Origin of the sequence: Bradyrhizobium sp. Arg816, from assembly GCF_029989365.1 — a bacterium.
In the GTDB taxonomy this organism is placed as follows: Bacteria; Pseudomonadota; Alphaproteobacteria; order Rhizobiales; family Xanthobacteraceae; genus Bradyrhizobium.
Genome location: NZ_JAPRAQ010000002.1, coordinates 314,602 through 340,314, shown reverse-complemented (window position 1 = coordinate 340,314; position 25,713 = coordinate 314,602). Strand labels below are relative to the sequence as shown.

Sequence of the window (25,713 nt, the reverse complement as noted above, 5' to 3'; positions counted from 1 at the left end):
GAAGAAGATCGCGACGAGAAACTTGATCAACAAAGAAGAATATCAGGAGGTATCGAGATGTTTGGGCATATGCGCACTGTCCGGTTGACGAGCTGCTTGCTGACACTGGCAACCGGCGTTTCTCTACCGGCTGGAGTAGTGTCGGCGGCGCCGCTTCAACCCGCGGCAATCCATCTGGACGCAATTGGATCACCCGATCTCATCGAAGTCCGCGCCGCCGGCCGTCGTGGTGGTGCAGCGGTTGGCCCGCGCGGCGGCGCCGTTGTTCACCGCGGCGGAGCCGCGGTCGGGCCGCGTGGCGGCGCCTATCGCGGCACCACGGCCGTTAGGGGACCACGAGGCAACGTTGCGGTTCGCCACACCACCGCGGTCGCGGGCCGCGGCGGGTGGGCGCGGCCCGGCTGGTATGGCTGGCCGAGAGGCGGCGCGATCGCGGCCGGTGCGGCGATCGGTTTCGTGACTGCAGCTACGGCTGCCGCCTGGGCGGGTGCGGCGCCCGCGCCGGGGATGTGCTGGTACTACACCGATCCGTCCCGCACGCAGGGCTTCTGGGACTACTGCCAGTGAAGGCGCGTCACTGACGCGATAAGGCGGTCGCCATGAGTGGTTACGACATCTTCGCCTGGATCGTGCTGGTGATCCTGCTCGCCAGCGCGATCGGCGTGGTCTGCATTGCCGGCTGGCTGCCCGGGCATATCGCGAAGTCGCGCAATCATCCTCACGCGCAGGCGGTGACTGTGGCCGGCTGGATCACGCTGTTCTTCGGCTTCGCATTGTGGCCGATCGCCGTCATCTGGGCCTATCTCGACGTGCCAGCACGTAAGTCAGGAGATGCGTGATGGCCGTCGCGATCCTCAATACCTACCTGGTGCTTCTGTTCCTGCTGGTGCACTTTGGCGTCGTTCGCTTCAACCTGTTCTGGAAGGCGTCGCCTTTCATCGTCATGGCGATCGTCCTGATCTGCCTCTTCATTCCGATGGGATGGGGCGCGCCGCAAGGAAGCGCGCTGGTCGTCCGCAACGCCGTCTCGATCGTGCCCGATGTCGCCGGCGAAGTGACGGACGTCCCCGTCGTCGCCAACGTCCCACTCAAATCCGGCGATGTCCTCTTCAAGATCGATCCGACGCCCTACGCCGCGCAGGTCAAGGCGATCGATGCCCAATTCAAGCTCGCCAGGACACGCCTCGGCCAGATGACGCAGCTGTTCGAGCGGGACGCCGGCCGCGGCTTCGACGTCGAGCAGCGGCAATCGGAGGCCGACCAGCTTTCCGGCCAGCTCGAGGCCGCACAATGGAATCTCGACAAGACCGTCGTGCGCGCACCTAGCGACGGCTACGTCACCAACCTCGCGCTGCGCAAGGGCGCGCGCGTCGCCAACCTGCCGCTGTCGCCGGTGATGGCGTTCATCGATACGTCCAACACCATCATCGGCGTCGAGATCAACCAGATCGACGCGCGCTACGTTGCGCAGGGGCAGGAGGTCGAGGCCACCTTCAAATTCGCGCCAGGGCGGATTTTTGCCGGCAAGGTCGAGAGCGTGCTCCAGGCGATCGCGCCAGGGCAGACGCAGACATCGGGAACCGCCGTCGCGCCACGCGCGATCGAGGCGGCCCCCTTCGTCGTACGCGTGAGGCTTGAGGATGCCGAGTTCGTCAAGCGGTTGCCGGCCGGCAGCGCCGGGACGGCTGCGATCTACACCGACCACGCCAAGCCAACCCACGTCGTGCGCCGCGTCATCCTGCGGCAGGTCGCGATCCTGAATTACGTCAATCCGTTCTAGGCGAGGGGACACATGAAGAGAGCAGTGCTGACGGTTTCGATACTCTTACTCACGTCCACCGCATATGCGCAGTCGCCGATGCCGGTGACGGTCGACAATTTTGCTCGCGCGGAGTCCGATCTTTATCTCGGCAACGCCGTCAAGGATGCCGGCGGCACCGGTAAGCTGTTTCACCATCGCGAGCCGATGCAGATCGATAAGCAGGGTGTGATCCGGTCAAATCGCGACACGCTGTACTCGTCGGTCGTATTCGATCTTGATGCCGGACCGGCAATGATCACGTTGCCGGATGCCGGCAAGCGGTTCCGCTCGATGCAGGTGATCAACGAGGATCACTATGTCGTCGGCAAGGTCGAGTACGGCGCGGGCCGCTATGCGTTCGACAAAGACAAGGTTGGAACACGCTATGTGTTGGTGGCGCTGCGGACCCTGGTCGATCCGAGCGATCCGAAGGACGTCGAGAAAGTCCACGCGCTCCAGGACGCCGTCACGATCAGCCAGAAGACCTCAGGCAAGTTCGAGATCCCGAGCTGGGACGCAACCAGCCAGAAGAAAGTGCGGGATGCCCTTCTCGTGTTGTCTTCGACCACGACCGGTTTCAAGAATGCTTTTGGTGCCAAGGGACAGGTCGATCCGGTCAGACATCTGATCGGGACCGCCGCAGGGTGGGGCGGTAATCCCGACAAGGACGCCACGTATCTCAGCGTCACCCCCGAGAAGAACGACGGCAACACGGTCTACAGGCTGGCCGTTTCCGGCAATGTGCCGGTCGACGGTTTCTGGTCGATCAGTCTCTACAACGCCGAGGGCTACTTCGAGAAAAACCCCTACAACGCTTACTCGCTCAACAATCTGACGGCGGCGAAATCAGCCGATGGTTCCACGGTGGTCCAGTTCGGCGGCTGCGACGGCAAGATCCCGAACTGCCTGCCGATCATGAAGGGCTGGAATTACACGGTCCGACTCTACCGGCCGCGCCCCGAAATCCTGAACGGCAAGTGGAAATTCCCAGAGCCGAAGCCGGTGAGCTGAACGGCGAACAGATGGAGGTTGTCATGAGGCATTTATTCGCCGGGGTCGTGGCCATGACATTGATGGCTGCAAATGCGCACGCGCAGAGCCTGTCGCCGGATGAACTCGCCGCGCGCGCTATCCAGCGTCGCGCAGTCGAGGCGATGATCTGGGGCATGCCGGCGGTGAATGCCGATCTCATGCTCCAGACCATGCTTGGGACGACCAAGGCAAAGCCGAACGAGATCATTTACTGGTCGAAGCCGGTGAACTGGAAGAACCAGACGCTGACGCCCAATCCGGACTCGATCTATCTGATGTCGTTCTGGAACGTGAAGGACGGCCCGGTCGTAATCGACATTCCGCCCGCGCAAGGCGGCTCGATCGCGGGCAACATCGTCACGGCGTGGCAGATGCCGCTGGAGGACGCAGGCCCCGAAGGCGCCGACAAGGGGCAGGGCGGCAAATATTTGATCCTGCCACCCGGTTACAAGGGCGACGCGCCCGCGGGCTACATCTCGCTTCAGTCGGACACGTTCAGCGGCTTCGCACTGCTGCGCTCCAATCTCGCAAGCCACGGCGATGTCGACGTGGCGAAGTCGGTCTCCTACGGCAAGCAGGTCAAGGTCTACCCACTCGCGCAGGCGAAGGACCCGCCGCAGACCAATTTCACTGACGCCTACGACGTACTGTTCGACTCCACGATTCCCTTCGATGCGAGCTTCTATCGCAGCCTAGACCGCGTGGTGCAGAGCGAGCCGTGGCTCGATCGCGATCGGGCCATGATCGACCAGCTCGCGAGCGTCGGCATCGAGAAGGGCAAGGCTTTCAATCCGGATCAGAAGACCGTCGCACTGCTCGATCAGGCGGCCCGCGAAGCCCACGCGATACTCGAACAGCGCTACGACGCCGGCTTCGCCGTGATCAATCCAGGCATCCGCTGGTTCCCGGCTGCGGTGGCGGAGATGGTCAAGGCGGCGAGCACGGGATACGCCGATCCGAACACTTATCCGGTCGATATGCGCGGCGTCTCCTACACGCTCGGCTTCACCGGCATCAAGCGTCTCGGAACTGCGCAATTCTACCTGATGGCCAACAAGGACAGGGATGGCCAACCGTTCGACGGCGCCACCACTTATCGCCTGACCGTGCCGCCTGACGCGCCCGTCAAGCAATACTGGTCGGCAACGGTCTACGACCGCGAGACGCATGCGCTGGTGCGCAACATGCCGAGCGCCAGCCGCGCCTCAATCAGCCCGGGCATCGAGAAGAACGCCGACGGTTCGGTCGATGTCTATTTCGGCCCGAAGGCTCCGGAAGGCAAGGAGGCCAATTGGGTGCCGACCGATCCTGCGCGGAAGTTCGAACTGCTGTTCCGCCTCTACGGGCCCGAGAAGCCGCTTTTCGATCACAGCTGGAAGCTGCCTGATGTCGAGCGCGTCGCCACGACGATCGGAGGAGCCAAGAAGTAGCGCAATCATTGGACGGGCGTGATGCGTTAGGGTGGATGACGTGACGAGAATGGGAGACACGACTTGACGGGACACATGCGAAAAGCCGGACTTGTGACGACATTGGCAGTGGCGAGCTTCACTGCCCAGCCTGCGCTGGCCGACTCCGCCGGCGTCAGCTTCTGGCTTCCCGGCATCTTCGGCAGCCTTGCCGCCGTACCGGTGACGCCGGGCTGGGCCTATTCGACGATCTACATTCACCTCAACGAAAAGGCCGGAGGAGGGCAGAACTTCGTCACCAGCGGCGGCATACCCGGCTCGGTGACCGCCGGCCTCAACGCACATGCCGACGCGTTCGTCATGGGCATCACCTACACCTCGCCGATGCCGGTGCTGGGCGGCCAAGCCGGCTTCACCGTGCTCACCGCGCCCGGCAACATTGGCGCCGGCATCGATGCGACGCTGACCGGGCCGCGCGGCAACACCATCTCGGGCAGCGCCACCGACAATCGCACCACGCTGACCGACGTCTTCTACCAGGGCACGCTGAAATGGAATCAAGGCGTGCACAACGAGCTGGTCTACATCACCGGCAACATCCCGAGCGGCACCTATGATTCCAGCCGGCTCGCCAATTTGAGCTTTGGCTTCCCCGCGGTCGATGTCGGCGCCGGCTACACCTATCTCGATCCGAAGACCGGCCACGAATTCTCGATCGTCGGCGGGCTCACCTATAACTTCATGAACGCAGCTCTTCAGTACCAGAACGGCATCGACTTCCACGTCGACTGGGCCGCGTCCCAGTTCGTCAGCAAGAACGTCCACATCGGTGTCGCAGGCTATTTCTTCCAGCAGCTCACCGACGACAGCGGTCCCGGCGCCAAGCTCGGTGGCTTCCGCGGCCAGGCGGTCGGCATCGGCCCGCAGATCGGGTTCATGATCCCGATGTCCGACGGCTACCAGGGCTATCTCAATGTCCGAGGCTACAAGGATCTTGAGACCGAGAACCGGCCGAACAGCTGGTCGACCTGGGTTACTTTCTCGGTCTCGCCGGCGGCGCCCGCGCCGGCCGCGACCAAACCCATCGTGCGAAAATTCTGAGGGGAGGCATCAACGCAGCTCCGATGACCGGAGAGAAAACCAGCAAACGCACATTACGGATCGGCTTTCAGACATCGATCATCGCGGTGTTCGTGGGGGTGGTGCTGCTTGTGGGCCTAACGCTGGTCTATCTCAGCTTCGAACGCGTCACCGCCATCACCAGAACGGCCGCCTCCGGCTTCATCGAGAAGGTGGCGCAGCTTGGCGCCGATCACATCGACGAGCAGTTCAAGAATGTCCGCGACAATCTCGACATCCTGTCCGGCCTGCCGCCGATCCAGGAGGCCGACATCGCGGACAATACGCGGCTCTACAACCTGATGGCGGCGATGCTGCGCAACAACCCGCAGCTCTTCAATCTCTATATCGGCTACGAGGACGGCTCGTTCATCGAGATGGACGTGATCGATCGGGCCAAGCCGTCGTTCCGGAAGGGTTTGAACGTCGATGAGGACGTTGCCTTCCGTCTGGTCGTGATCTCGCGCACGGCGGGGGCCGCGCCTGTCACGCAATATCTCTCCGAAAACCTCATTCAGGTTGCCGAGGTCGCCGGACCCGCGAGCTACGACCCGCGGCAGCGGCCCTGGTATGTCGAGGCGTTCAAGAACGACAAGACGCTGTTGACCGGTCCTTACGTCTTCTACGCCACGGGCGAGCCGGGCTACACGCTGCGGACACCGTTGAGGGAAGGGCGCCGCGGCGTCGTTGCGGGTGATTTGCTGCTGAACCGGTTCGAGGACATGCTGGCGGAGCAGAAGCTCGGCCAATCAGGGCTGGCGTTCCTGTTCAACGATGCCGAGCGCATCGTCGGCCATCCCGAGATGAACCGCCTGATGGCGGAGATCCCGGAGCGGCAGGACGACCTGCCACAGATCGGCGCGCTCAGGCTGCCTGCGCTCGTGCCGGTCATCCGCTCCTGGCGGGGCGGCGGGGCGGCCCAGCAGTTCTTTGCCGACGCGTCGGGCCGAACCTATGTCGCGGCGGTTCACAGGCTCGAGACAGCCGGGTCGGCCAATATCCGGATGGCGATGGTCGCGCCGCTCGACGAGTTCTATGCGCAGATCATCAGCGAGCGCCGCACGCTCTTTGCGCTGGCGCTGGCCTTCGTCGGTGCCACGCTTCCGTTCGCGTTCTGGCTGGGATCGCTGATGGCGCGGCCGATGCGCAACCTCGTGGACGAGACCGACGCGATCCAGCGGTTCGAGATCGCGGAGCGGCCGCGCATCCATTCGGCGATTGCCGAGATCGAGGAGCTCGGCCGCTCGGTGTTCACGATGCGCAGCGTGGTCCGCAGCTTTGCGAGCTTCATCCCGCGCCAGATCGTGCGGCAGCTGATCGAGACCGGCTCTTCGCTCAGCCTCGGCGGCTCCAGGCGCGAGGTCACCGTGCTGTTCACCGACGTCGCCGACTTCACCGCCAAGACAGAGCGCGCCGACCCGTCGCAAGTGATGATCCACACCTCGCGCTATTTCGCGGCGCTGTCGGACGAGATCATGCGGCACCAGGGCACGGTCGACAAATATATCGGCGACGCCGTGATGGCTTTCTGGAACGCGCCGGCCGACGATCCCGACCACACCGGCAATGCCTGCCATGCCATCCTGGCGTGCCTTGCGGCCAACGAAGCGCTCAACAAGGAGTTTCGGCGCGAGGGCTGGCCGCCCTACGACACCCGCTTTGGCTTGCATGTCGGCGATGCCGTGGTCGGCAACATCGGCTCGAGCGACCGGATGAACTACACGGCGCTCGGCGCCACCATCAACCTGGCGTCGCGGTTGGAGGGACTGAACAAGAATTACGGCACGCGAGTGCTGGTCAGCGCGGCGGTCCGCGCCAGCGTCGGCGATCGGTTCCTGTTCCGCAGCGTCGACAGTATCACGCCGAAGGGATTTGCCGACGCGATCGAAGTCAGTGAGCTCCGCGGCGAGCTGGCGCTCGCCGATGAAGCCGACATTGCGATGTGCCGGCGCTGGGACGAAGTCTTTGCGGCGATCGTGCAGGACGGCGCGGTCGAGACGACGCTGGTCCGGCTGTCGGTCTTCCTGCACGACTATCCCAAGGATGGCATCGCGCTATTTCATTCCCAGCGATTTCGGTCCGCGGCCCGGAATGCGGGAGCGGCGGCATGAACATCCGCGCTGTCAATCGCCGGCAGTTGCTGCGGCACGGCGCGGCGCTGGCGGCTGCGTCAATGCACGCGGCACCAGCCATCGCGCAGGCGCGCAGCAGAGTTCGGCTCGGTTATCTCCACGTGGTCGCCGTGGACGGACACATCTGGACCGGGCTCGATCGCGGCTCGTTCGACCGCGAGGGGATCGATTTCGAATTGCACGAGTTCAACACCGGACCTGAAGTCTTCGAGGCGATGGCGCGGGGTGAGCTCGACGTCCTCTCGGCCGGCGGCGTCATCTCCAACTATCTGGCGCTCGGCCGCGGCCGGGGCTTTCTCATCAACGACATTGAGGTCGCCACCACACAGCTCTGGGTCCGGCCGACGCTCGGCGTCAAGGGGATGGCGGATCTCAAGGGCAAGCGGATCGCGACGACGATGAAGACCACGGCGCACATTTTTCTCGATCGCGCGCTGCGGGCCAACAACGTCAATCCGTCCGAGGTCGAGATCGTCAATGGCAGCATGGCCGCCGCCGTCAAGGCCTTCATTGCCGGCGAGGTGCCGGCCGTTGCGCTCTGGGTGCCGTTCAACATTGCCGTTCGCGAGGCGTTGCCGGATGCAGTCAAGCTGGTGGATGCCTCCGCCTTCTATCCGCAATCCGCCGTGCTCGGCGGCTGGGCCGCGCGGATCGATTTTTCGGCGGGGAACAGGGACGTGCTGGCCCGGATCATCCGCGCCTGGGCGGATGCGAACGACCACATGGTACGCAACCCGGCAGCCGCGGCGGAGGCGCTCCAGAAACACTACGGGCAGTCGCGTTCCGCCGACATCGCGGAAGCCTTCAAGGCCCAGAAGCTGTATTCCTCGCGCGAATGGAAGCGGCTGTATTCCGACGGGACCGTCGTGAAATGGCTCCAGCAGGTCAGTGACTTCTTCATGACGGATGCCGGCGTCGCCGCACCCGTGCGGGCCGCAGACTATTTCGACACGCAGCTCTACCTTGCAACCGTCGTCTGAATTTGCGGGGGGGGGGGGAACACGCGCTCGCACGAACACTCTCTTCCGGTCTTCCATCGGCTTGCAGAGGTTCAGAGTATATTTCAGTGTATTTTCAATGCGCTGCGTTCACATTCTAATGTCGCTGCCGCACCACTTCAGGCGACATTTCAACAATGACCCACCCAAATCCAGCGCAGAATCGCACTCAAGCAGTTGTGTGTGTCGGGCGCGGTCGCGTCATGCGGGCGACGCCAATTCGACCCAATTTAAATCGAGCTTGCGAGTGTCGGATTTCTACGGAGCTGATTCCCATGCAAGACGTCCAGGTCGACCGTTCCGAAATGGCCCCCTCGATTCTGCCGGCGGACGTTCCCGAGCTCAGCGATGATGAATGCCTGGCCTGCCTTGCGCGCGCCGTCGAGGCGCACGATTCGGCGCGGCTCGACGAAGTCGCCGCGTTGATCGGCCGCCTCGCGGTCACGATCGAATAGCTCACCGACCACCTTGACGCCGTGGGTTGCGTAGCGTGGTCCGCCGGGGCCAACGGACGTGTTGCGTTTTCGCGGAGCCTGTTCCAAAGATGCCGCCAAATTTCGTCCGCGGCATCGTCCGCATTGCAGGGTCCGCAAATGTCCGGTTTCTCGACCGCGCGCCTAAAAATGGTCGATGGCCAGGTGCGCACCAATGACGTCACCGATCGCCGTATTCTCGACGCGATGCTCACAGTTCCGCGCGAGGCGTTCGTGCCGGTTGCCAGGCAGGCTTTGGCCTATCTCGACCTCGATCTCGACGTGAGCGAAGGCGGAGCCAAGCGGTTCCTGATCAAGCCGCAGCTCACCGGCAAGCTGCTCCAGGCCGCCGAAATCGGCGAGGGTGACAACGTGCTGGTGGTTGGCTGCGCCACGGGCTACCTCGCCGCACTGACGGCCGGGCTCGCCCGTCAGGTCACCGCGACGGAATGTGATTCGGCCCTGGCCGCGAAGGCCAAGGAGGCTTGCGCCAGCCTCGCCAACGTCACGTGCAAGGCCGCAGCCTGCCCCGAAGGGGATCCTTCTGCCGCTCCCTATGACGTCATTATCCTCAACGGCGCCTTCGAGGTGACGCCTGAGGTGCTGCTCGGGCAGCTGAAGGAGGGCGGGCGCCTCGTGGGGGTGTCGGCCCAATCCACGCCCCCCCGGGCCGTGATCGTGACCCATACCCACGGTGAATTCGGCCATCGGGCGCTGTTCGATGCCGCAGCCCCGGTCCTTCCCGGGTTGGAACGGGCCGCCGCTTTCGTCTTCTGAAGGCCCGATTGGGGGCTTTGGCCCGTTAAAATCCCGTTCTGAATCAGAAGTGTGGCCCGGATGCTGCACGTGAAGAGTTTCCACCGGGAACTAGCTTCAGGTGGTTCCGTTGCGCCAATTGGCGGCCTATGTTGCTGAGGGGCAACGACTCCACTCGGTAGACGGTATCCTAGCTCGCGGGCACGAGCGGGGCGTTAGAATGAACGGAATTTAAGGGATGCATGGGGTGAAGCTCTTCACCGGAGCTGCGGTTTCGGTCCTGCTGCTGGCGCTTGCCGGGCCGACGCCTGCCTTGGCGGACACGATCGAGGCCGCCTTGGTGCGGGCCTATCAGAACAATCCGCAGCTCAACGCGCAGCGCGCCCAGGTGCGCTCGACCGACGAGAACGTGCCTCAGGCGTTGTCGGGCTATCGCCCCAGGGTCGCACTGTCGGCGAACGGCGGCTATCAATATCAGGATACGCTGAGTTCGCCGGGGCCGGGCAACACACCAATCAACGGGCCCTCCGTGCCGCGCAGCGTGGGCGTGACCGTCACGCAGACGGTCTATAACGGCAACATCACCGGCAACAGGACGCGCGCCGCCGAGAGCCAGGTTTCCGGCTCCCGCGAAGCGCTGCGCAGCCTGGATCAGAGCGTGCTGCTTCAGGGCGCCACGATCTACATGGACTATCTGCGCGATGCGGCTACGCTCGAAGTCCAGCGCAGCAACGTGCGCGTGCTCGAGCAGACCCTGAAGCAGACGCGTGATCGCTTCAACGTCGGCGAAGTGACGCGCACCGACGTTGCGCAGTCGGAAGCGCAACTGGCGGCCGGCAAGACGCAGGCCCTCACGGCCGAAGCGAATCTCACCACGACGCGCGCGAACTTCCGCCGCATCATCGGCAACGAGCCGACGAACCTCGCGCCCGGCTCGCCGGTCGATCGTTTCCTGCCCGCAAGCCTCGCTGGGGCAGTCGAGCTCGGCCTGATCGAGCATCCCAACGTCACGGCCGCCATGTTCGGCATCGACGTCAATTATCTGCAGGTCAAGGTCGCCGAAGGCGCGCTGCTGCCGACGATCGCGTTGCAGGTTGCGGCCACGCAGGGGAACGAACAATTCTTGATTCAATACAGGTCGTTCAATGCGTCCGCCATCGCGCAGGCCAATTGGCAGCTCTACGACGGCGGCAATTCATATTCGCTGATCCGTCAGTCCAAGGAAAATCTGGCGCAGCAGCGTCTCAACCTCGAGACGACCCGCGACCAGACTCGTGCGAACGTGGTGCAGTTCTGGGGGACGTTGCAGGCCGGCAAGGCGCAGGTGCAGTCTGCGCAGGCGCAGGTGACGGCGTCCGAGATCGCACTCAACGGTGTGCGCGAGGAAGCCAAGGCGGGTCAGCGCACCACGCTCGACGTGCTCAACGCGCAGCAGGCGCTGGTCAATGCGCGCGTCGCGCTGGTGACCGCACAGCACGACCGCGTCGTGGCATCGTACAACGTCCTTGCCGCGATCGGCCGTCTGTCGCCGCAGGTTCTCGGCCTCGCGACCACGGTTTACGATCCGAGCGTTCACTACCATCAGGTCCGCGACAGCTGGGCCGGCGTGCGCACGCCTGACGGACGCTAAAGTCCCGTAGTCATCCGGTCGGCCTCGCAAACAGACGGGGCCGACTGGTGCTTTGCTTGCAATCGTCAAAATCCCTGACATAGCCTTGCCAAGAAGATGCGGGTCGATTCGCCCCGCGCCTGATGTTGTGTGCGTACAGCTTGAGTGCCGAGGGCAGGGGCGCACCGCCGCACGTTGAGCCGTGAACTGGGGACAAGTCGGGCTGCCGCGACGAAAATGTCGGGGCGTCCGTTACGGAACCGGCCAATCCTGTCGTGCTTGGTGTAAAACAACGCATGCGAGGGCGTTGATGATGTGGAGTCGGAGATGACGCAGCCTGCAAAGGTCACAGAACCCTCGATGGAGGAGATTCTGGCCTCGATCCGGCGCATCATTGCCGACGATGAGGCCAAGCCGCCGCCGGCAGAAGCTGCCAAGCCCGCTCCCGCGGCGCCCGCACCAAAGCCTCAGGCGATGAACGACATTCCGCCGTCCAAGGTCGCACCCACAAAACCTGTTGCCGAGAAGCCCGCGCCGCCGCCGGCTGCGAAGCCGGCTCCTGCGCCGCCGCCACCCGCACCTGCGGCGGATGCATCCAACAACCAGGACGATATTGATGCTCTGCTGGCGGGGCTGGATGCGGCTACGCCTGCGCCCGAGGTCCGTGCGCCTGAGCCAGAGCCCGAACCTGAACCCGACGTACTCGAATTGACCGACGAGATGGCGATGGATCCGGAGCCGACGCCGCCTCCGCCGCCGCCGAGCTTCCGCAAGGTCGAGCCGCGCGACGATCTGGAATTCGCCGAATCGCCGCTGCGCCCGATGCCGTCATCGTCCTATGCGTCGGTGGACTACGATGCGCCGCCGCTGCCGCCCCAACAGCCGATCCTGGCGCAATCGACGGTCTCAGCTGTCGAATCCGCCTTCAACTCCCTGGCCCACACGGTACTCAGCAGCAATGCGCGGACGCTGGAAGATCTGGTCAAGGAGATGCTGCGTCCGATGCTGAAATCCTGGCTCGACGACAACCTGCCGGGCCTCGTTGAACGCATCGTGAAGGCCGAAATCGAGCGGGTCTCACGCGGCGGCAGGTGAGGGCGGCTCCCGAGCCCTCATAAAGCCCCTCTTATGCGCCTGTTTGGTCTGCCGACCGGCCGGAAAGCCGTTTTGCCGCGGGGCTTTCCGTTGATCCTCTCCCGGACCTTTTCGTTGACTTGCCCCCCGCGCGCGGCTTTCTAGCAGCCCATGATCGAGAAAAATTACCAGCCCGCCGATATCGAAGCCCGCATGTCCGTCGTGTGGGAGGACAGCCTTGCCTTCAGGGCAGGCCGCCCCGACCGCCGCGACGCAGTGCCCTTTACCATCGTGATCCCGCCGCCGAACGTGACGGGCTCGCTGCATATGGGCCACGCCCTCAACAACACCCTCCAGGACATCCTGTGCCGGTTCGAGCGCATGCGCGGCCGCGACGTGCTGTGGCAGCCCGGCACCGACCATGCCGGTATCGCCACCCAGATGGTGGTCGAGCGGCAGCTGATGGAGCGCCAGCAGCCGGGCCGCCGCGAGATGGGCCGCGAGAAGTTTCTGGAGCGGGTCTGGCAGTGGAAAGCCGAGAGTGGCGACACCATCATCAACCAGCTCAAGCGCCTCGGCGCCTCCTGCGACTGGTCGCGCGAACGCTTCACTATGGACGAGGGTCTGTCGAAGGCCGTCATCAAGGTGTTCGTCGAGCTGCATCGCGACGGCCTGATCTACAAGGACAAGCGGCTGGTGAACTGGGACACCAAGCTGCTGACCGCGATCTCCGACCTCGAAGTGCAGCAGACCGAGGTCAAGGGCAGCCTGTGGTATCTGCGCTATCCGATCGAGGGCAAGACGTTCAGCCCCGAGGATCCCTCGAGCTTCATCGTCGTCGCCACCACGCGGCCCGAGACCATGCTCGGCGATACCGGGGTGGCCGTGCATCCCGACGACGAGCGTTATCAGAAGCTGGTCGGCAGGAACGTGATCCTGCCGCTGGTCGGTCGCAAGATTAAGATCGTCGCCGACGAATATTCCGATCCGGAGAAGGGCTCGGGCGCGGTGAAGGTGACGCCGGCGCACGACTTCAACGATTTCGAGGTCGGCAATCGCCACGGCCTGGGCCGGATCAGCGTCATCGACAAGGAAGGTTGCCTCGACCTCGTCGACAACGAGGATTACCTGCGTAACCTGCCCGAAGGCGCCGCGCAATTCGCCGAGGAGTTCCACAGGGTCGACCGCTTCGCGGCGCGCAAGCGCATCGTCGAGCGGCTGGAATCCTTCGGCTTCGTCGAGCGGATCGAGCCGCACACCCACATGGTGCCGCACGGCGACCGCTCGAACAGCGTGATCGAGCCCTATCTGACGGACCAGTGGTACGTCGACGCCAAGACGCTGGCAAAGCCCGCGATCGCGGCGGTGCGTTCGGGCGAAACGACGTTCGTGCCGAAGAACTGGGAAAAGACCTATTTCGAGTGGATGGAGAACATCCAACCCTGGTGCATCTCGCGCCAGCTGTGGTGGGGTCATCAGATCCCGGCCTGGTACGGCCCCGATGGCAAGGTGTTCGTCGCCGAGACCGAGGAGGAGGCCGTCAGCCACGCGCTCGGCTATTACGTCGAGCAGGAGGTTATCACGGCCGAGCAGGGCCGCGAGATGGCGCTCGACCGCAACAAGCGCGAAGGCTTCATCACGCGTGACGAGGACGTGCTCGACACCTGGTTCTCCTCGGCGCTCTGGCCGTTCTCGACGCTCGGCTGGCCCGAGGATGCGCCGGAAGTGCAGCGCTATTACCCGACCAACGCGCTGGTGACCGGCTTCGACATCATCTTCTTCTGGGTCGCCCGGATGATGATGATGGGCCTGCACTTCATGAAGGAAGTGCCGTTCTCGACGATCTACATCCACGCCCTCGTCCGCGACGAGAAGGGCGCCAAGATGTCGAAGTCGAAGGGCAACGTCATCGACCCCCTCAACCTGATCGACGAATACGGCGCCGACGCGTTGCGCTTCACGCTGGCCGCCATGGCGGCGCAGGGACGCGACATCAAGCTCGCCACCAGCCGCGTCGAGGGCTACCGGAATTTCGCGACGAAGCTCTGGAATGCGTCGCGCTTCGCGGAGATGAACCACTGCGCCGTGCCCGAAGGTTTCGAGCCGGCGAAGGCCAAGGAGACGCTGAACCGCTGGATCGCGCACGAGAGCGCGCACACCGCGCGCGAGGTGACCGAGTCAATCGAAGCCTATCGTTTCAACGACGCGGCCGGTGCGATCTACCGCTTCGTCTGGAACGTCTATTGCGACTGGTACGTCGAGCTTGCAAAGCCCGTGCTGCTCGGTCCTGACAGCCCGGCCAAGGACGAAACCCGCGCCATGGTCGCCTGGGCGCGCGACGAGATCCTGAAGCTGCTGCACCCCTTCATGCCCTTCATCACCGAAGAGCTGTGGGAGGTGACGGCCGAGCGCGACGGCCTGCTGGCGCTGGCGCAATGGCCGCTGAAGCCGTCCGAGCCGACGCCGGAGCAACTCGCGATGCTCGCCGCGGCTGCCGGGCCGACCGATCCGCTGATCTCGCCGGTCCTGATCATGCCGATCTTCGACCATGCCGACTTCACCGATCCCAAGGCGGAAGCCGAGATCGGCTGGGTGATCGATCTGGTCACGCAGATCCGCTCGGTGCGCGCCGAGATGAACATCCCGCCGGCAACGCTCACGGCGCTGGTGCTCGCGGGCGCCTCGACCGAGACGAAGGAACGCGCGCCGCGCTGGACCGAAATCATCAAGCGCATGGCACGGCTGTCCGACATCTCCTTCGCCGACCGCGCACCTGATGGTGCGGTCCAGCTCCTCGTGCGCGGCGAGGTGGCCGCGCTGCCGCTGAAGGGCGTGATCGACGTCGCCGCCGAGCGCACGCGCCTCGACAAGGAGATCGGCAAGGCCGACGCCGACATCAAGCGCGCCGAGTCCAAGCTGGCGAACGAGAAGTTCGTCGCCAACGCGGCCGAAGAGGTCGTCGAAGAGGAGCGCGAAAAGCGCGAGGCCGCGCTGGCCCGCAGGGCCAAGCTGCTGGAGGCGCTGGAGCGGCTGAAGCAGGCGACGTAGGTCTACTTCGGAAACGGCTTGCTGAGGAATTTCGAGCCCTTGACGCCATAGCGCCAGGGCAGCTCGACGGCCTTGGTGATGCCGATCCGGATGCCGGCCACCACCTCGACCTCCTCTGTTCGCGCATGCAGCGCGATCGGCGGCCGGTCCAACGGCAGGGCGTTGTGCGCGATGGTGATGCCGAGCGCCTCGGTCAGCTTGCCGGGGCCCGAGCACAGCGTGTGCACCTCTTGGAGATGGCGGCGGCGGCGCATCGCCGCCAAGCCATGCGTCGGCTCCAGCGCGCGGATCAGCACGGCGCTGGCGGAGCCTTCCTCCTCGCAGACGAAGTTCACGCACCAGTGGATGCCGTAGGAACGGTAGACATAGGCAAAGCCGGGCGGGCCAAACATGATTTGGTTCCGCGGCGTCGGGCCATTGTAGGAGTGCGCCGCCGGCTCGGTATGATGATAGGCCTCGACCTCGACAATGAGGCCGCCGACGCCGTCGACGAGCATGGTGGCCCCGATCAAATCGGGCGCGACCTCGTGGACGCTGCGGCCGAAAAAGGCACGCTTCAGGGCTTTGCCAAGCCGCGGTGGTGAGGCTTTCGAGGTTGGAGCCATTCGAGGTGAGAATCGCCTGAGAACAGAGCAGGATATTGCCCATATCTGCCATGTTCCCTGAAGCGGCGCGAGCCGGGTTGCGGCAGGCAGCCAGACCGACTAGGTAGGACCTGAACAGACCGGACAGCCCATGGTCGTTATTGTCGACACCATCTCGAACCCGTTGCGCCCGCGTCACCCTGAAAAGGTGAATCGCCCCGATTCCGCTTCGCCGCCGAAGCCGGACTGGATCCGCGTGCGCGCCCCCAATACCCGCGGCTATGCCGACACCCGCAACATCGTGCGCGCCAACGGCCTGCACACGGTGTGCGAGGAGGCGGGCTGCCCGAACATCGGCGAGTGCTGGGACAAGAAGCACGCGACCTTCATGATCATGGGGGACACCTGCACCCGGGCCTGCGCGTTCTGCAACGTCAAGACCGGCATGCCCAATGCGCTGGATGCAGCCGAGCCGCAGAACGTCGCCGAGGCCGTGGCCAAGCTGGGGCTGGCCCACGTCGTCATCACTTCCGTCGACCGCGACGATCTGACCGATGGCGGCGCGGAGCATTTTGCAGAGACCATCCGTGCGATCCGGGCCGCGTGCCCCTCGACCACGATCGAGATCCTGACGCCCGACTTCCTGCGCAAGGAGGGGGCGCTCGAAATCGTCGTCGCGGCGAGGCCCGACGTGTTCAACCACAATCTCGAGACCGTGCCGTCGCGCTACCTCACGGTGCGGCCCGGCGCGCGCTACTTCCACTCGATCCGGCTGCTGCAGCGGGTCAAGGAGCTCGATCCCACCATCTTCACCAAGTCCGGCATCATGGTCGGTCTCGGCGAGGAGCGCCACGAGGTGCAGCAGGTGATGGACGATCTGCGCTCCGCCGACGTCGACTTCCTGACCATCGGGCAATATCTCCAGCCGACCCGGAAGCACCACGCCGTGATGCGCTATGTGCCGCCCGACGAGTTTTCGTCCTACGAGAAGGTCGCCTACACCAAGGGTTTCCTGATGGTGTCGGCGAGCCCGCTCACCCGTTCGTCGCATCATGCCGGCGAGGACTTTGCGAGACTGAAGGCCGCACGGGCCGCGACTGCCCGCTGAACCGCCATGCCCAAATTTTCAAGCAAGCGCCGTGTCCATCACAGCGCGTCCGAGATGTTTGATCTGGTCGCCGACGTCGAGCGCTACCCGGAATTCGTGCCGCTGTGCAGCGCGCTCAAGGTCCGCCAGCGGATGGCCAAACCCGACGGCACCGAGGTGCTGGTCGCCGACATGACGGTGTCATTCAAGCTGGTCAAGGAGTCCTTCACCAGCCGCGTGACGCTCGACCGCGCCAATCTGCAGATCCTGGTCGAATATCTGCAAGGTCCGTTCAGTAACCTCGAAAACCGCTGGACGTTCGAACCGAAAGGTGAGGGCGTCTGCGACGTCGGATTCTTCCTCACCTACGAGTTCAAGAGCCGCATGCTGGCGATGCTGATGGGCTCGATGTTCGACGCCGCGTTCGCGCGCTTCTCCATCGCATTCGAGAAGCGGGCTGATGCGATCTACGGTCGGCCGAAGCTGGCGTCGTCGTAAGGGAGCGCAGCGGGGAACGCTCTCTCCGCCGTCATTGCGAGGAGCCCTTGCGACGAAGCAATCCAGGATCTTTCCGCGGAGGGATTCTGGATTGCTTCGCTGCGCTCGCAATGACAGTGAGGCTCAATCCACCGCCTTCACCACATCCGGCGGCTGCGAGGCGTAGTACGCCGCGGCCGCCTCGATCTCCTGCGGCGTCATCGCGCGCGCGATGTTGCGCATCTGCTGGCTGATGTCGTTGCGCCGCTCGCCGGACGCGAAGGCATGGAGCTGCACCTTCATGTAAGCTTCGGACTGGCCTTCGAGCCACGGACTGCCGGTCTTGTTGTCGAGGCTGCCATGGCACGAGCCGCAGGGCGCGATCCCGCGCATCGGCGCGCCGTAGATGACGATGCTCGGTTTCGGCAGCTGCGGCGTCGGGTGATAGGCTGCCGGCCGCGGCAGATAGGCGTAGTAGTTCGAGAGATCGGCGATCTCCTGGTCCGTCAGATTGACGGCGAACGGCGACATCACGGCATTGGTGCGCGCTCCGGAACGGAAATCGTGCAGCTCCTTGTAGATGACGGCCGCGTACTGGCCGGCGAGATTGGGCGAATCCGCGCGGCTGATGCCGGTCGGGCCGTGGCAGATCGCGCAGCGCTGCGCCAGCGTGGCGCCGCGGCCGATCGCTTCCTGGCTCGGACGCGATAGCGTATGCGAAGTCAGCACGACCTCCGACAGGCGTTTTGTCTGTTCCGGAGCAGTAACGTTCGCCGCACGCTGCGGGACGCCGGCGGCGCTGCAGATCGCATCCCAGACATTGGCGAACTGAACCCAGTGCTGCGCGAAAGGCAGCACGATGAAGCCGGTGATCGCCGTCACGATCAGGATCGCGGCAGTGATGCCGACGCCAATCCTGAAATGGCTGTTGCGGAAGGTGAAGAGGTCGCGCGCGCTCATCACTGCGCTCCCACATAGACGGCCGGCACCGACGTGCCCTCGGTCAGCGCCAGCGTCACGATCGGGTAGCCGTAATTGGTGAGGGTGAGCACGATCATCAGCGCCACCCACAGCGCATGCGTGTTGAGCGCGACCGGCACGGTCGCGGGCTGATGCACGGCCAGCGCAAAGCGGTAGGGGCCGGCGTCAACCTGAGGCGCCCGCATGCCACGTGCCAGGATGACGATGAACATGATGCCCGAGGCCAGCAGAATGAAGCCGCCGATCGCCGAGAAGGTGACGGAGAGCGCCTGAGGCGCGATCGCGGGATCGCCGAAGTCGAAATAGGCCATGCGGCGCGGCATGCCCAAAATGCCGACCCAATGCCACGGGAAGGTCGTGATGATCATGCCGACGAACCACAGCCAGAGCTGGGTACGGATCAGGCGGAGGTCGATCAGTTCGCGCCCGGTCAGATGCGGCCACAGATCATAGGCGATCGCAAAATACATGATCACGATGGCGCCGCCGAAGATCAGGTGGAAATGGCCGGTGATCCACTGCGTGTTGTGGATCGACGCATCGAGCTGGTAGCTCATGTTGATGAGGCCGCCGGCGCCGCCGAAGCCGAGCATGACGAACGAGAACGCCAGCGCCAGCATCATCGGATTGTCCCAGGGCAGCGCCCTGATCCAGCCGAACATGCCGCGGCCGCCGCGCAGGCGCGCGGCGATCTCGACGGACGCGCAGATCGTGAACACGGTCAGCAGCGTCGGCAGCGCGACCAGCGCGGTGAAGGCCGAATGGATGAACTTGAAGCCGGCGCCGACCTGCGGATCGGCGAAGGTGTGGTGCATGCCGATCGGCATCGCCACCACCAGGAACAGGATGAAGGAGATCCGCGCCATGCTGTCGGAATAGACCCGGCCACCGATCGCGCGCGGCACGATGGTGTAGTAGGCGATGTAGGTCGGCATCAGCCAGAAATAGACGATGGCGTGCAGCGTCCAGGAGAAGAACACGCGGGCAAGACCCGCGTCGATGGTCGCCTTCAGGCCGGCCGCGACGGGAATGATCTGGAGCAGCAGTTCGAGGGCGGCGCCAACCGCGGTCCAGGCCCACAGATAGGAGCCCGCGACATTGGCGAACATCGCCAGCGGCACCGGTGCGCCGGGATGGGCCCTCCGCCAGACGCGCAGATTGATCGCCATCAGCGCGACCCAGATCCAGGAGCCGACCACGACCAGCACGACGCCGAGGTAGTAGAACACGTTGCCGATCAGCGGCGGATAGAACGTATAGAGCACCGAGGCGCGGCCAAGCACGACCGGGACCATCGCCATGATCGCGCCCGCCACGATCAGCCAGAAGCCGGTCCAGGCCCAGCGCACGCCGACGAGGCGCTGCTCCAGCGCGGACTCGCTGATGGCATAGCCAAAGCCCATCGCGACCAGCGTGGGAAAGACGTAGCCCATCACGGTGCCGTGCGCGGTCAGCGAGCGGTAATAGAGCTCGGGATTGGACAGCCAGGTGCCGATCGGGCTGCGGATGAACATCTGCCAGGCGCCGAGCGTGAGCGCAATGCCGAACACGCCGAAGGCCAGCCAGAAATGGGCGAGGATGAGCTTCCTATTGGCCAACACAGTTCAGCCTCCCGCCACCCTTCGCGCGATCGGCGAATTCGGTCTTGTCGATCACCTTGACCTTGCCCCACATGCCCTCGTGGCCGAAGGAGCAAAACTCCTGGCAGGGCATCAGATAGTCGCCGGTCCTCGTAAAGCGCATGAGCTGTTCGGAGACGTAGCCGGGCACCAGCATGGTGTTGACGTTGGTGCCCTGGATCAGGATGCCGTGGACGACGTCTGCGCTGGTGGCGCGCATCGTGATCGGCGTATCCACGGGCACCACGATGCAGGCCGGCGTGAAGGAATATTGCTGGCCGATCGCGCGCACGGTCACATTGCCATTCGCCTCCAGCACGCTGCCGAGATTGCTCTCGACGAACTCGCCGGAGAGATGAATCCGCGATGGATCGGTGGTTTCGACGCGCGGCTGCGGCATGGTCGCGCGATGGATGCCGGCGAACGCCGCCAGCAGCGCCATCATCACGATGATGATCACGGCGACGGTGGCCCAGCGTCGCTCGACACGGGCGGCGACCTCGGCGCTGCCATGGGTGTCCTCTGCGCTCATTGCAGTGACCCGCGCGGCAGGAAGACGAACAGATAGAACGCGAGCCACATCGCGACCACGCAGGCCGTGGCGATGCCGGCAAGCATGATCGCGCCCGACGGTCCCGCGGCGACGACTTCCTCGACGGCCTGGTCGGCGGCGGCTGGGCTGGTCGGCGGATCGGAGTTGATCATGATGGTTCTCTGGCGTCTCTCAGTTCAGTGGTGCCGAGCGCAGCTCGTTGGCCTCGCGCGCCGACACCGGCGTGCCGCGATTGCCCCAGGCGGTGCGGATGTAGGAGACGACGGCCGCGATCTCGTTGTCGGAGAGCAGGCCTGCGAAAGGCGGCATGCCGTAGGGCATCGGATTGCCCTTGGTGCCCGGCGGATAGCCTCCATTGAGCACCATGCGGATCGGATTGACCGCCGACTGCATCTCGATCGACTGGTTGTTAGCGAGCGGCGGCCAGTGCGGCGGCTTGCCTTCGCCCTGCGTGCCATGACAGCTGGCGCAATTCTTGTCGTAGACGGTCTTGCCGAGGCTGATCAGCAGGCTGCTCTCGGTGGTCGGCAGCGCCGAGCTTGCAGGCGGCGGAGGCGAGGGCTCCGAGATACCCTTGAGGTACACCGCCATCGCCTTGGTGTCCTCGTCGCTCAGATATTGCAGGCTGTTGTGCACGACCTCGGCCATCGGGCCGTAGACGACGCCGCGCGCCGAAACGCCGGTCTGGAGCAGATCGGTAATGTCCTTGATGCTCCAGTCGCCGAGGCCCGCCTCACGGTTGGAGGTGAGGGACGGCGCGTACCAGTTCTGCATCGGGATCAGGCCGCCCTTGAAGGCGTCCGATTGCGAGGTGCCGCCGAGCGCGTTGATCGGCGAATGGCACATGCCGCAATGACCGAGCCCCTCGACCAGATAGGCGCCGCGATTCCATTCCGCCGACTTGGTGGGGTCGGGCTTGAATTCACCCTCGCGGAAGAACAGCGTGCGCCAGCCGAGGATGAGCTGGCGGTTGTCATAGGGAAAGCGCAGCTCGTGCGGCTTGTTCTTCTGGTTCACCGGCTGAATCGAGCGCAGATAGGCGAAGATCGCGTCGCTGTCGGCACGCGTGACCTTGGTATAGGACGCGAACGGCATCGCTGGATAGATCAGCCCGCCATCCGGGAAACGGCCGTTGTGCATGGTTCTGTAGAAATCGTCCGCGCTCCACTTGCCGATGCCGGTCTCCGGATCGGGCGTGATGTTGGAGGTGTAGATCGTTCCGAACGGGGTCGGCATCGGGCGCCCGCCGGCAAACAGCCGGCCCTCAGCTGCAGTATGGCAGGCCGTGCAATCGCCGGCGCGGGCGAGATATTCGCCGCGCGCGATGACATCGCCGGTCTTGTCCTGCGCCTGCGCGGCCGTGGTGAGCGCGGCGGCGAGGGCCAGGAGCTTGATCGAAAGCAGCGTGATCGACAGTCTTGAGCCCATCATCCGCCTCGTCAGTTGGGCTGGCTGCCGCAGCCGAACGGCAGCGCATAGGTGCCCTTCGGTACGGGGGCCGGGTTGGTGGGCGCGGCGCGCGTCGCGAGCCAGGCCGCAACGGCGGTAACATCTGCTTCCGTCAGATGGCCGGCGACGAGCTGCATGCAGTCCGGCGATTTTGCCGTCCGCGTGCCGTAGCGCCAGGCGCCTAGCTGCGCGCTGACGTAAGCGGCGCGCAAGCCCAGCAGACCGGGGATGCCGGGCTGCATGCCGGTGAGGCCCGGGCCGTGACAGCTCACGCACGCCGGTATGTTACGACCGGCATCGCCGCTGGTCGCGAGCAGCTCGCCCTGCGCCAGGACCTCCTTGCTGACTTCGCTCGGCGCGGGCTGCGGCAGCGGCGGATGCTCGCTGGCGAAATATTCTGCCATCGCTTCCAGATATGGATCAGGCAGAAACTCCAGCAGATAGTTCATCGGCGGGTATTTGCGCCGGCCGCTGCGGAAGGCGAGGAGCTGGTTGTAGAGATAGCCGGCCGGCTTGCCGGCAAGCCGCGGGAAATAGACGTCGCTGGTGCCTTCGCCCTTGTTGCCGTGACAGGGCGTGCACGCCTCCACCCGCGCCGCCATCGTATCCGGCGGCTGGTTGGCCGTTTGTGCGGCAGTACCATCAATGGTGGCCAAGGTAGCAATGGCTACTGCCAGTGCAGCGTCGCGAGCGAACACGCCGTCGCCCTCCAGAAAGCAGGACCGGGTTGATTCCTGGCCACAGCGTAGAGCCGCATTATTGCGCCAATACAGTCGCGCGCAAGATCGGACATGAGCGATGACGTTTGGTCGCGGTTGCACGTTTGCGATCCTGATCGGATTCGACAAGAATTGCGTGCTTTTTGAAAACTGGACATAACGCTGCGATCTCGCGGCGTAGTCCGCCCGAGCTTTGCTTCACAAGCGGAAAGCGCGGCAATGTGGAATCCGTTCGCGCGCGCGGATGTTCTGCCGCTTGGGCCGGGCAGACGACCTTCCATCAGAGTGCATCTTCACATCGCGCGACAAGTGCAGTTTGTGCCAAAACGCGGCGCGCTGACGCAACACCCCTTGCCGCAAACGGCGCACCACGAGCTCTGCCCTTCGCCAAGGGTTCGACTAAAATCCGATTCGGGCGCGGGCGCTTTGTCGCGGGATCGGGGAGATGGCACGCTGGAAGCAGGCATGGAGCGAAGAAGACCTTGGCAGGCTGAAGGTCTTGGCAGGCACCAAGCCGATTGCAGTGATCGCGAAAGAGCTCGGCCGGACCAGCGGCACGGTGCTGGCGAAGGCGATTGAGCAGAAGCTCCCTGTCATTTGTCGGACGAAGCGCCAGGAACAATAATTGGATGTAGCGGAACCCATCAGGCTCCCTTGCGCCGAACGCTCGTGCCGCCGCTGTGCTCGACCACGCGAGCGCGCTGCTGGCGGCGGCATGACGTGTCTCTAGCCGCGCGGTGAGCGCGGCGTCCTGCGCTTCACCGCATGCCGGCGCGGCGAGCGGGTCACGCGAGGCCGCAGGCGGGTTGCCGCGGCGGCGCGCCGGGGCTTGGGCTGGGCCTTCGGGCCGCGGGCGAGATCCATCAGCATGCGCAATGCCTCGACCACCGAGCGCTGGCGCACGGCGATCCGACCGATCGCGCCAAAGCGATGCTCGCGATGGACGATGCGGCCGTCGCGCGCGGCAACCGCAAAATGCACGAGGCCGACCGGCTTGCCGGGCGTGGCGCCGCCGGGGCCGGCGATACCGGTGATGGCAACGGCGAGATCGACGTCGGCCCGCTCCAGCGCGCCGACCGCCATTGCAGTTGCGGTCTCCTTGCTGACGGCGCCGAAATTCGCAAGCGTGCTCGCCTCGACCCCCAGCATCGCGCGCTTGGCGTCATTGGAATAAGTGACGAAACCGCGGTCGATCACGTCGGAGGAGCCGGGAATGTCGGTCAGCGCGCCGGCAACCAGGCCGCCGGTGCAGGACTCGGCAGTGGCGATCGTCAGCTTGCGCATCCGGCACAGATCGAGCAGCGAGCGGGAGAGGGCGCGTGCGTCGCTGCCGCCCATGACCTAGACGCTCCAGGGCAGACGGATGGTGGCGCTCGCGGTGGCCGCGATGCCTTCCTCGCGTCCGGTGAATCCGAGCCGCTCGCTGGTGGTCGCCTTCACCGCGACGCGGGAGATGTCGACCCGGGAGATCTCGGCGATGCGGGCGCGCATGGTGTCGCGCAAGGGGCCGATCTTCGGCCGCTCGCAGATCATGGTCACCTCGAGGTTGGCGACGCGGCCGCCGCGCTCCGCAACGCGCTCGATGGCGTATTTCAGGAACTGGTCGGAGGAAGCCCCCTTCCATTTCGCATCGCTCGGCGGAAAGTGCGAGCCGATATCACCGTCGGCGAGTGCGCCGAGGATGGCGTCGACCAGCGCATGCAGGCCGACATCGCCGTCGGAATGAGCGAGGAAGCCTTTGGTGTGCGGCACCCGCACGCCACAGATCATCACGTGGTCGCCTTCGCCGAAGGCGTGCACGTCATAGCCGGTGCCGGTCCTGATGTCGCCGAGCAGGCTGGCCAGGCGCGCTTCCTCGCGCACGAAATCCTCGGGAGTGGTGAGCTTCATATTGGCAACATCGCCTTCAAAGGTTGCGACCGTCAATCCCGCCCATTCGGCAATCGCGGCATCGTCGGTGAAATCGCTGCGCCCGTCCTTCGCCGCGCGACGATGCGCCTCGAGGATGACGTCGAAACGAAAGGATTGCGGCGTCTGCGCGATTCGCAAGGCTGAGCGGTCCGGCGTGTCCTCGACATTGCCGCTCTCGCCGGTGACCTTGATGGTGTCGGTGACGGGAACGACGGGGAGCGCGGCGCCGGTGCGGCTGGCCGCCTCGATTGCGCGCGAGATCACGCCTGCCGAGACGAAGGGGCGCGCGGCGTCGTGGATAAGAACGATATCGGGCTTATGCTTGGCGAGTGCTTCGAGCCCTGCGAGCACGGAGGCCTGCCGCGTCGCGCCGCCATTGGTCGGCGGCTCATGGCTCAGTCCTGCGACCGCCGCCGCGAACATGGCGCTGTCGTCGGGGTTCACCACCGGCTGCACGGCAAACACGTCGGGGTGGCGGCTGAAGGCTTCCATGGCGCGGTAGATCACGGGGACGCCGCCGATCTCGCGATATTGCTTGGGACCACCGGCGCCAGCCCGCAGGCCGCGTCCGGCCGCGACGAGAACGACTGCGGTGCGCTGTGATTTCGCCATAGGACTCAAATACTCAGTTGGTGATGAAGAGAGTCGGGGAGTGGGGTGATTGCCGCATGCCTCTAGCACGGCAGGCCCGCAAAAAAAGGGGGTTTCCCCGGATTGTGGGAAACAGCATTTTGCTGCACTGCACTTGAAAGATTTGCAGAACTGTCTAAACTGTAGGCATGACGCTTGACTGCACAAGAATTGTGCGCAAGATAGGTCATGGCAGGCGCGATGAGGCCCTGCCTACGCAACGAGACCCCTGTGACCGGCTCGGCAGTATCA

25 protein-coding genes are annotated in these 25,713 nt (G+C 64.7%); 16 read left to right on the top strand and 9 right to left on the bottom strand.

Features of this window, described 5'->3' with window-relative positions; translation table 11 throughout:
• Positions 1 to 57: 57 nt before the first annotated feature.
• From OWC48_RS06705 to OWC48_RS06645, 13 genes are all read left to right on the top strand, one after another.
• Positions 58 to 567, top strand: coding sequence for a hypothetical protein (locus OWC48_RS06705; protein ID WP_282519256.1), 510 nt, complete (start codon positions 58 to 60; stop codon positions 565 to 567).
• A gap of 32 nt (positions 568 to 599) precedes the next feature.
• Positions 600 to 839 (top strand): DUF3302 domain-containing protein, encoded by a 240-nt coding sequence (locus OWC48_RS06700; RefSeq protein ID WP_282519255.1) that lies wholly within the window; start codon positions 600 to 602, stop codon positions 837 to 839.
• Positions 839 to 1,780 carry an HlyD family secretion protein gene (locus OWC48_RS06695; RefSeq protein ID WP_282519254.1) on the top strand — a complete coding sequence of 314 codons (942 nt, stop codon included), beginning with the start codon at positions 839 to 841 and terminating at the stop codon, positions 1,778 to 1,780. Before OWC48_RS06700 ends, OWC48_RS06695 begins: the two co-directional genes overlap by 1 nt.
• A 12-nt stretch (positions 1,781 to 1,792) precedes the next feature.
• Positions 1,793 to 2,812: a DUF1254 domain-containing protein gene (locus tag OWC48_RS06690; protein WP_282519253.1), complete on the top strand. Its 1,020-nt coding sequence runs from the start codon at positions 1,793 to 1,795 to the stop codon at positions 2,810 to 2,812.
• A gap of 23 nt (positions 2,813 to 2,835) precedes the next feature.
• On the top strand, positions 2,836 to 4,263 hold the full coding sequence (locus OWC48_RS06685) for a DUF1254 domain-containing protein (protein ID WP_282519252.1): 1,428 nt from the start codon (positions 2,836 to 2,838) through the stop codon (positions 4,261 to 4,263).
• A gap of 63 nt (positions 4,264 to 4,326) precedes the next feature.
• Entirely contained in the window at positions 4,327 to 5,343 is a 1,017-nt protein-coding gene (locus OWC48_RS06680) for a transporter (RefSeq protein WP_282519251.1), read from the top strand.
• A 23-nt stretch (positions 5,344 to 5,366) separates the two neighbouring features.
• On the top strand, positions 5,367 to 7,472 hold the full coding sequence (locus OWC48_RS06675) for an adenylate/guanylate cyclase domain-containing protein (protein ID WP_282519250.1): 2,106 nt from the start codon (positions 5,367 to 5,369) through the stop codon (positions 7,470 to 7,472).
• A complete protein-coding gene (locus OWC48_RS06670) occupies positions 7,469 to 8,473 on the top strand; it encodes an ABC transporter substrate-binding protein (RefSeq protein WP_282519249.1) in 1,005 nt (334 codons plus the stop codon). The genes OWC48_RS06675 and OWC48_RS06670 overlap by 4 nt, the downstream gene beginning before the upstream one ends.
• Before the next feature lie 293 nt (positions 8,474 to 8,766).
• Positions 8,767 to 8,946 (top strand): hypothetical protein, encoded by a 180-nt coding sequence (locus OWC48_RS06665; protein WP_282519248.1) that lies wholly within the window; start codon positions 8,767 to 8,769, stop codon positions 8,944 to 8,946.
• 138 nt (positions 8,947 to 9,084) lie between these two features.
• Positions 9,085 to 9,741 (top strand): protein-L-isoaspartate O-methyltransferase, encoded by a 657-nt coding sequence (locus tag OWC48_RS06660; protein WP_282519247.1) that lies wholly within the window; start codon positions 9,085 to 9,087, stop codon positions 9,739 to 9,741.
• Positions 9,742 to 9,958: 217 nt separating this feature from the next.
• On the top strand, positions 9,959 to 11,350 hold the full coding sequence (locus tag OWC48_RS06655; protein ID WP_282519246.1) for a TolC family outer membrane protein: 1,392 nt from the start codon (positions 9,959 to 9,961) through the stop codon (positions 11,348 to 11,350).
• Positions 11,351 to 11,656: 306 nt separating this feature from the next.
• Positions 11,657 to 12,424, top strand: a complete 768-nt coding sequence (locus OWC48_RS06650; RefSeq protein ID WP_282519245.1) for a PopZ family protein — start codon at positions 11,657 to 11,659, stop codon at positions 12,422 to 12,424.
• A gap of 150 nt (positions 12,425 to 12,574) precedes the next feature.
• The gene (locus tag OWC48_RS06645) at positions 12,575 to 15,451 is read left to right on the top strand and encodes a valine--tRNA ligase (protein ID WP_282519244.1); all 2,877 of its coding nucleotides are present in this window, start codon (positions 12,575 to 12,577) and stop codon (positions 15,449 to 15,451) included.
• A gap of 2 nt (positions 15,452 to 15,453) precedes the next feature.
• Here the strand turns inward: OWC48_RS06645 and OWC48_RS06640 are convergent, their stop codons facing one another.
• Positions 15,454 to 16,056 carry a DNA-3-methyladenine glycosylase gene (locus OWC48_RS06640; RefSeq protein WP_282519243.1) on the bottom strand — a complete coding sequence of 201 codons (603 nt, stop codon included), beginning with the start codon at positions 16,054 to 16,056 and terminating at the stop codon, positions 15,454 to 15,456.
• A 130-nt stretch (positions 16,057 to 16,186) separates the two neighbouring features.
• Between OWC48_RS06640 and lipA the strand changes: the two genes are divergently transcribed.
• A complete protein-coding gene (gene lipA, locus OWC48_RS06635) occupies positions 16,187 to 17,143 on the top strand; it encodes a lipoyl synthase (protein WP_282519242.1) in 957 nt (318 codons plus the stop codon).
• A 6-nt stretch (positions 17,144 to 17,149) separates the two neighbouring features.
• Positions 17,150 to 17,620 carry a type II toxin-antitoxin system RatA family toxin gene (locus OWC48_RS06630; RefSeq protein ID WP_282519241.1) on the top strand — a complete coding sequence of 157 codons (471 nt, stop codon included), beginning with the start codon at positions 17,150 to 17,152 and terminating at the stop codon, positions 17,618 to 17,620.
• A gap of 123 nt (positions 17,621 to 17,743) precedes the next feature.
• On the opposite strand, the gene OWC48_RS06625 is transcribed toward OWC48_RS06630, so the two are convergent.
• The 6 genes from OWC48_RS06625 to OWC48_RS06600 are packed head-to-tail and all read right to left on the bottom strand — an operon-like array spanning position 17,744 to position 22,899.
• Positions 17,744 to 18,559, bottom strand: a complete 816-nt coding sequence (locus OWC48_RS06625; protein ID WP_282519240.1) for a cytochrome c — start codon at positions 18,557 to 18,559, stop codon at positions 17,744 to 17,746.
• On the bottom strand, positions 18,559 to 20,181 hold the full coding sequence (locus tag OWC48_RS06620) for a b(o/a)3-type cytochrome-c oxidase subunit 1 (protein WP_282519239.1): 1,623 nt from the start codon (positions 20,179 to 20,181) through the stop codon (positions 18,559 to 18,561). The genes OWC48_RS06625 and OWC48_RS06620 overlap by 1 nt, the downstream gene beginning before the upstream one ends.
• Positions 20,168 to 20,731 (bottom strand): cytochrome C oxidase subunit II, encoded by a 564-nt coding sequence (locus OWC48_RS06615; protein ID WP_282519238.1) that lies wholly within the window; start codon positions 20,729 to 20,731, stop codon positions 20,168 to 20,170. The genes OWC48_RS06620 and OWC48_RS06615 overlap by 14 nt, the downstream gene beginning before the upstream one ends.
• Positions 20,728 to 20,904 (bottom strand): hypothetical protein, encoded by a 177-nt coding sequence (locus OWC48_RS06610; protein ID WP_282519237.1) that lies wholly within the window; start codon positions 20,902 to 20,904, stop codon positions 20,728 to 20,730. The genes OWC48_RS06615 and OWC48_RS06610 overlap by 4 nt, the downstream gene beginning before the upstream one ends.
• A 19-nt stretch (positions 20,905 to 20,923) precedes the next feature.
• Complete coding sequence (locus OWC48_RS06605) at positions 20,924 to 22,180, bottom strand: cytochrome c (RefSeq protein WP_282519236.1); 1,257 nt, start codon at positions 22,178 to 22,180, stop codon at positions 20,924 to 20,926.
• Between the two features lie 11 nt (positions 22,181 to 22,191).
• Entirely contained in the window at positions 22,192 to 22,899 is a 708-nt protein-coding gene (locus OWC48_RS06600) for a c-type cytochrome (RefSeq protein WP_282519235.1), read from the bottom strand.
• A gap of 466 nt (positions 22,900 to 23,365) precedes the next feature.
• On the opposite strand from OWC48_RS06600, the gene OWC48_RS06595 reads away from it, so the two are divergent.
• Positions 23,366 to 23,545 carry a hypothetical protein gene (locus OWC48_RS06595; protein WP_282519234.1) on the top strand — a complete coding sequence of 60 codons (180 nt, stop codon included), beginning with the start codon at positions 23,366 to 23,368 and terminating at the stop codon, positions 23,543 to 23,545.
• Between the two features lie 101 nt (positions 23,546 to 23,646).
• Here OWC48_RS06595 and OWC48_RS06590 read toward each other — a convergent pair whose 3' ends face one another.
• Together OWC48_RS06590 and OWC48_RS06585 are read right to left on the bottom strand one after the other, a co-directional pair.
• On the bottom strand, positions 23,647 to 24,258 hold the full coding sequence (locus OWC48_RS06590; protein ID WP_282519233.1) for a CinA family protein: 612 nt from the start codon (positions 24,256 to 24,258) through the stop codon (positions 23,647 to 23,649).
• 3 nt (positions 24,259 to 24,261) lie between these two features.
• Positions 24,262 to 25,443 (bottom strand): bifunctional 2-C-methyl-D-erythritol 4-phosphate cytidylyltransferase/2-C-methyl-D-erythritol 2,4-cyclodiphosphate synthase, encoded by a 1,182-nt coding sequence (locus OWC48_RS06585; RefSeq protein ID WP_282519232.1) that lies wholly within the window; start codon positions 25,441 to 25,443, stop codon positions 24,262 to 24,264.
• Positions 25,444 to 25,713: the final 270 nt, after the last annotated feature.

Bases quoted from the DNA above. Each gene is read 5' to 3' on its own strand.
- OWC48_RS06615 (WP_282519238.1), bottom strand. From the start codon at position 20,731: ATGAGCGCAGAGGACACCCATGGCAGCGCCGAGGTCGCCGCCCGTGTC.
- OWC48_RS06630 (WP_282519241.1), top strand. From the start codon at position 17,150: ATGCCCAAATTTTCAAGCAAGCGCCGTGTCCATCACAGCGCGTCCGAG.
- OWC48_RS06700 (WP_282519255.1), top strand. From the start codon at position 600: ATGAGTGGTTACGACATCTTCGCCTGGATCGTGCTGGTGATCCTGCTC.
- OWC48_RS06685 (WP_282519252.1), top strand. From the start codon at position 2,836: ATGAGGCATTTATTCGCCGGGGTCGTGGCCATGACATTGATGGCTGCA.
- OWC48_RS06625 (WP_282519240.1), bottom strand. From the start codon at position 18,559: ATGAGCGCGCGCGACCTCTTCACCTTCCGCAACAGCCATTTCAGGATT.
- OWC48_RS06660 (WP_282519247.1), top strand. From the start codon at position 9,085: ATGTCCGGTTTCTCGACCGCGCGCCTAAAAATGGTCGATGGCCAGGTG.
- OWC48_RS06590 (WP_282519233.1), bottom strand. From the start codon at position 24,258: ATGGGCGGCAGCGACGCACGCGCCCTCTCCCGCTCGCTGCTCGATCTG.
- OWC48_RS06605 (WP_282519236.1), bottom strand. From the start codon at position 22,180: ATGGGCTCAAGACTGTCGATCACGCTGCTTTCGATCAAGCTCCTGGCC.
- OWC48_RS06595 (WP_282519234.1), top strand. From the start codon at position 23,366: ATGGCACGCTGGAAGCAGGCATGGAGCGAAGAAGACCTTGGCAGGCTG.
- OWC48_RS06690 (WP_282519253.1), top strand. From the start codon at position 1,793: ATGAAGAGAGCAGTGCTGACGGTTTCGATACTCTTACTCACGTCCACC.
- OWC48_RS06610 (WP_282519237.1), bottom strand. From the start codon at position 20,904: ATGATCAACTCCGATCCGCCGACCAGCCCAGCCGCCGCCGACCAGGCC.
- OWC48_RS06650 (WP_282519245.1), top strand. From the start codon at position 11,657: ATGACGCAGCCTGCAAAGGTCACAGAACCCTCGATGGAGGAGATTCTG.
- lipA (WP_282519242.1), top strand. From the start codon at position 16,187: ATGGTCGTTATTGTCGACACCATCTCGAACCCGTTGCGCCCGCGTCAC.
- OWC48_RS06675 (WP_282519250.1), top strand. From the start codon at position 5,367: ATGACCGGAGAGAAAACCAGCAAACGCACATTACGGATCGGCTTTCAG.
- OWC48_RS06705 (WP_282519256.1), top strand. From the start codon at position 58: ATGTTTGGGCATATGCGCACTGTCCGGTTGACGAGCTGCTTGCTGACA.
- OWC48_RS06665 (WP_282519248.1), top strand. From the start codon at position 8,767: ATGCAAGACGTCCAGGTCGACCGTTCCGAAATGGCCCCCTCGATTCTG.
- OWC48_RS06695 (WP_282519254.1), top strand. From the start codon at position 839: ATGGCCGTCGCGATCCTCAATACCTACCTGGTGCTTCTGTTCCTGCTG.
- OWC48_RS06670 (WP_282519249.1), top strand. From the start codon at position 7,469: ATGAACATCCGCGCTGTCAATCGCCGGCAGTTGCTGCGGCACGGCGCG.
- OWC48_RS06585 (WP_282519232.1), bottom strand. From the start codon at position 25,443: ATGGCGAAATCACAGCGCACCGCAGTCGTTCTCGTCGCGGCCGGACGC.
- OWC48_RS06645 (WP_282519244.1), top strand. From the start codon at position 12,575: ATGATCGAGAAAAATTACCAGCCCGCCGATATCGAAGCCCGCATGTCC.
- OWC48_RS06640 (WP_282519243.1), bottom strand. From the start codon at position 16,056: ATGGCTCCAACCTCGAAAGCCTCACCACCGCGGCTTGGCAAAGCCCTG.
- OWC48_RS06655 (WP_282519246.1), top strand. From the start codon at position 9,959: ATGCATGGGGTGAAGCTCTTCACCGGAGCTGCGGTTTCGGTCCTGCTG.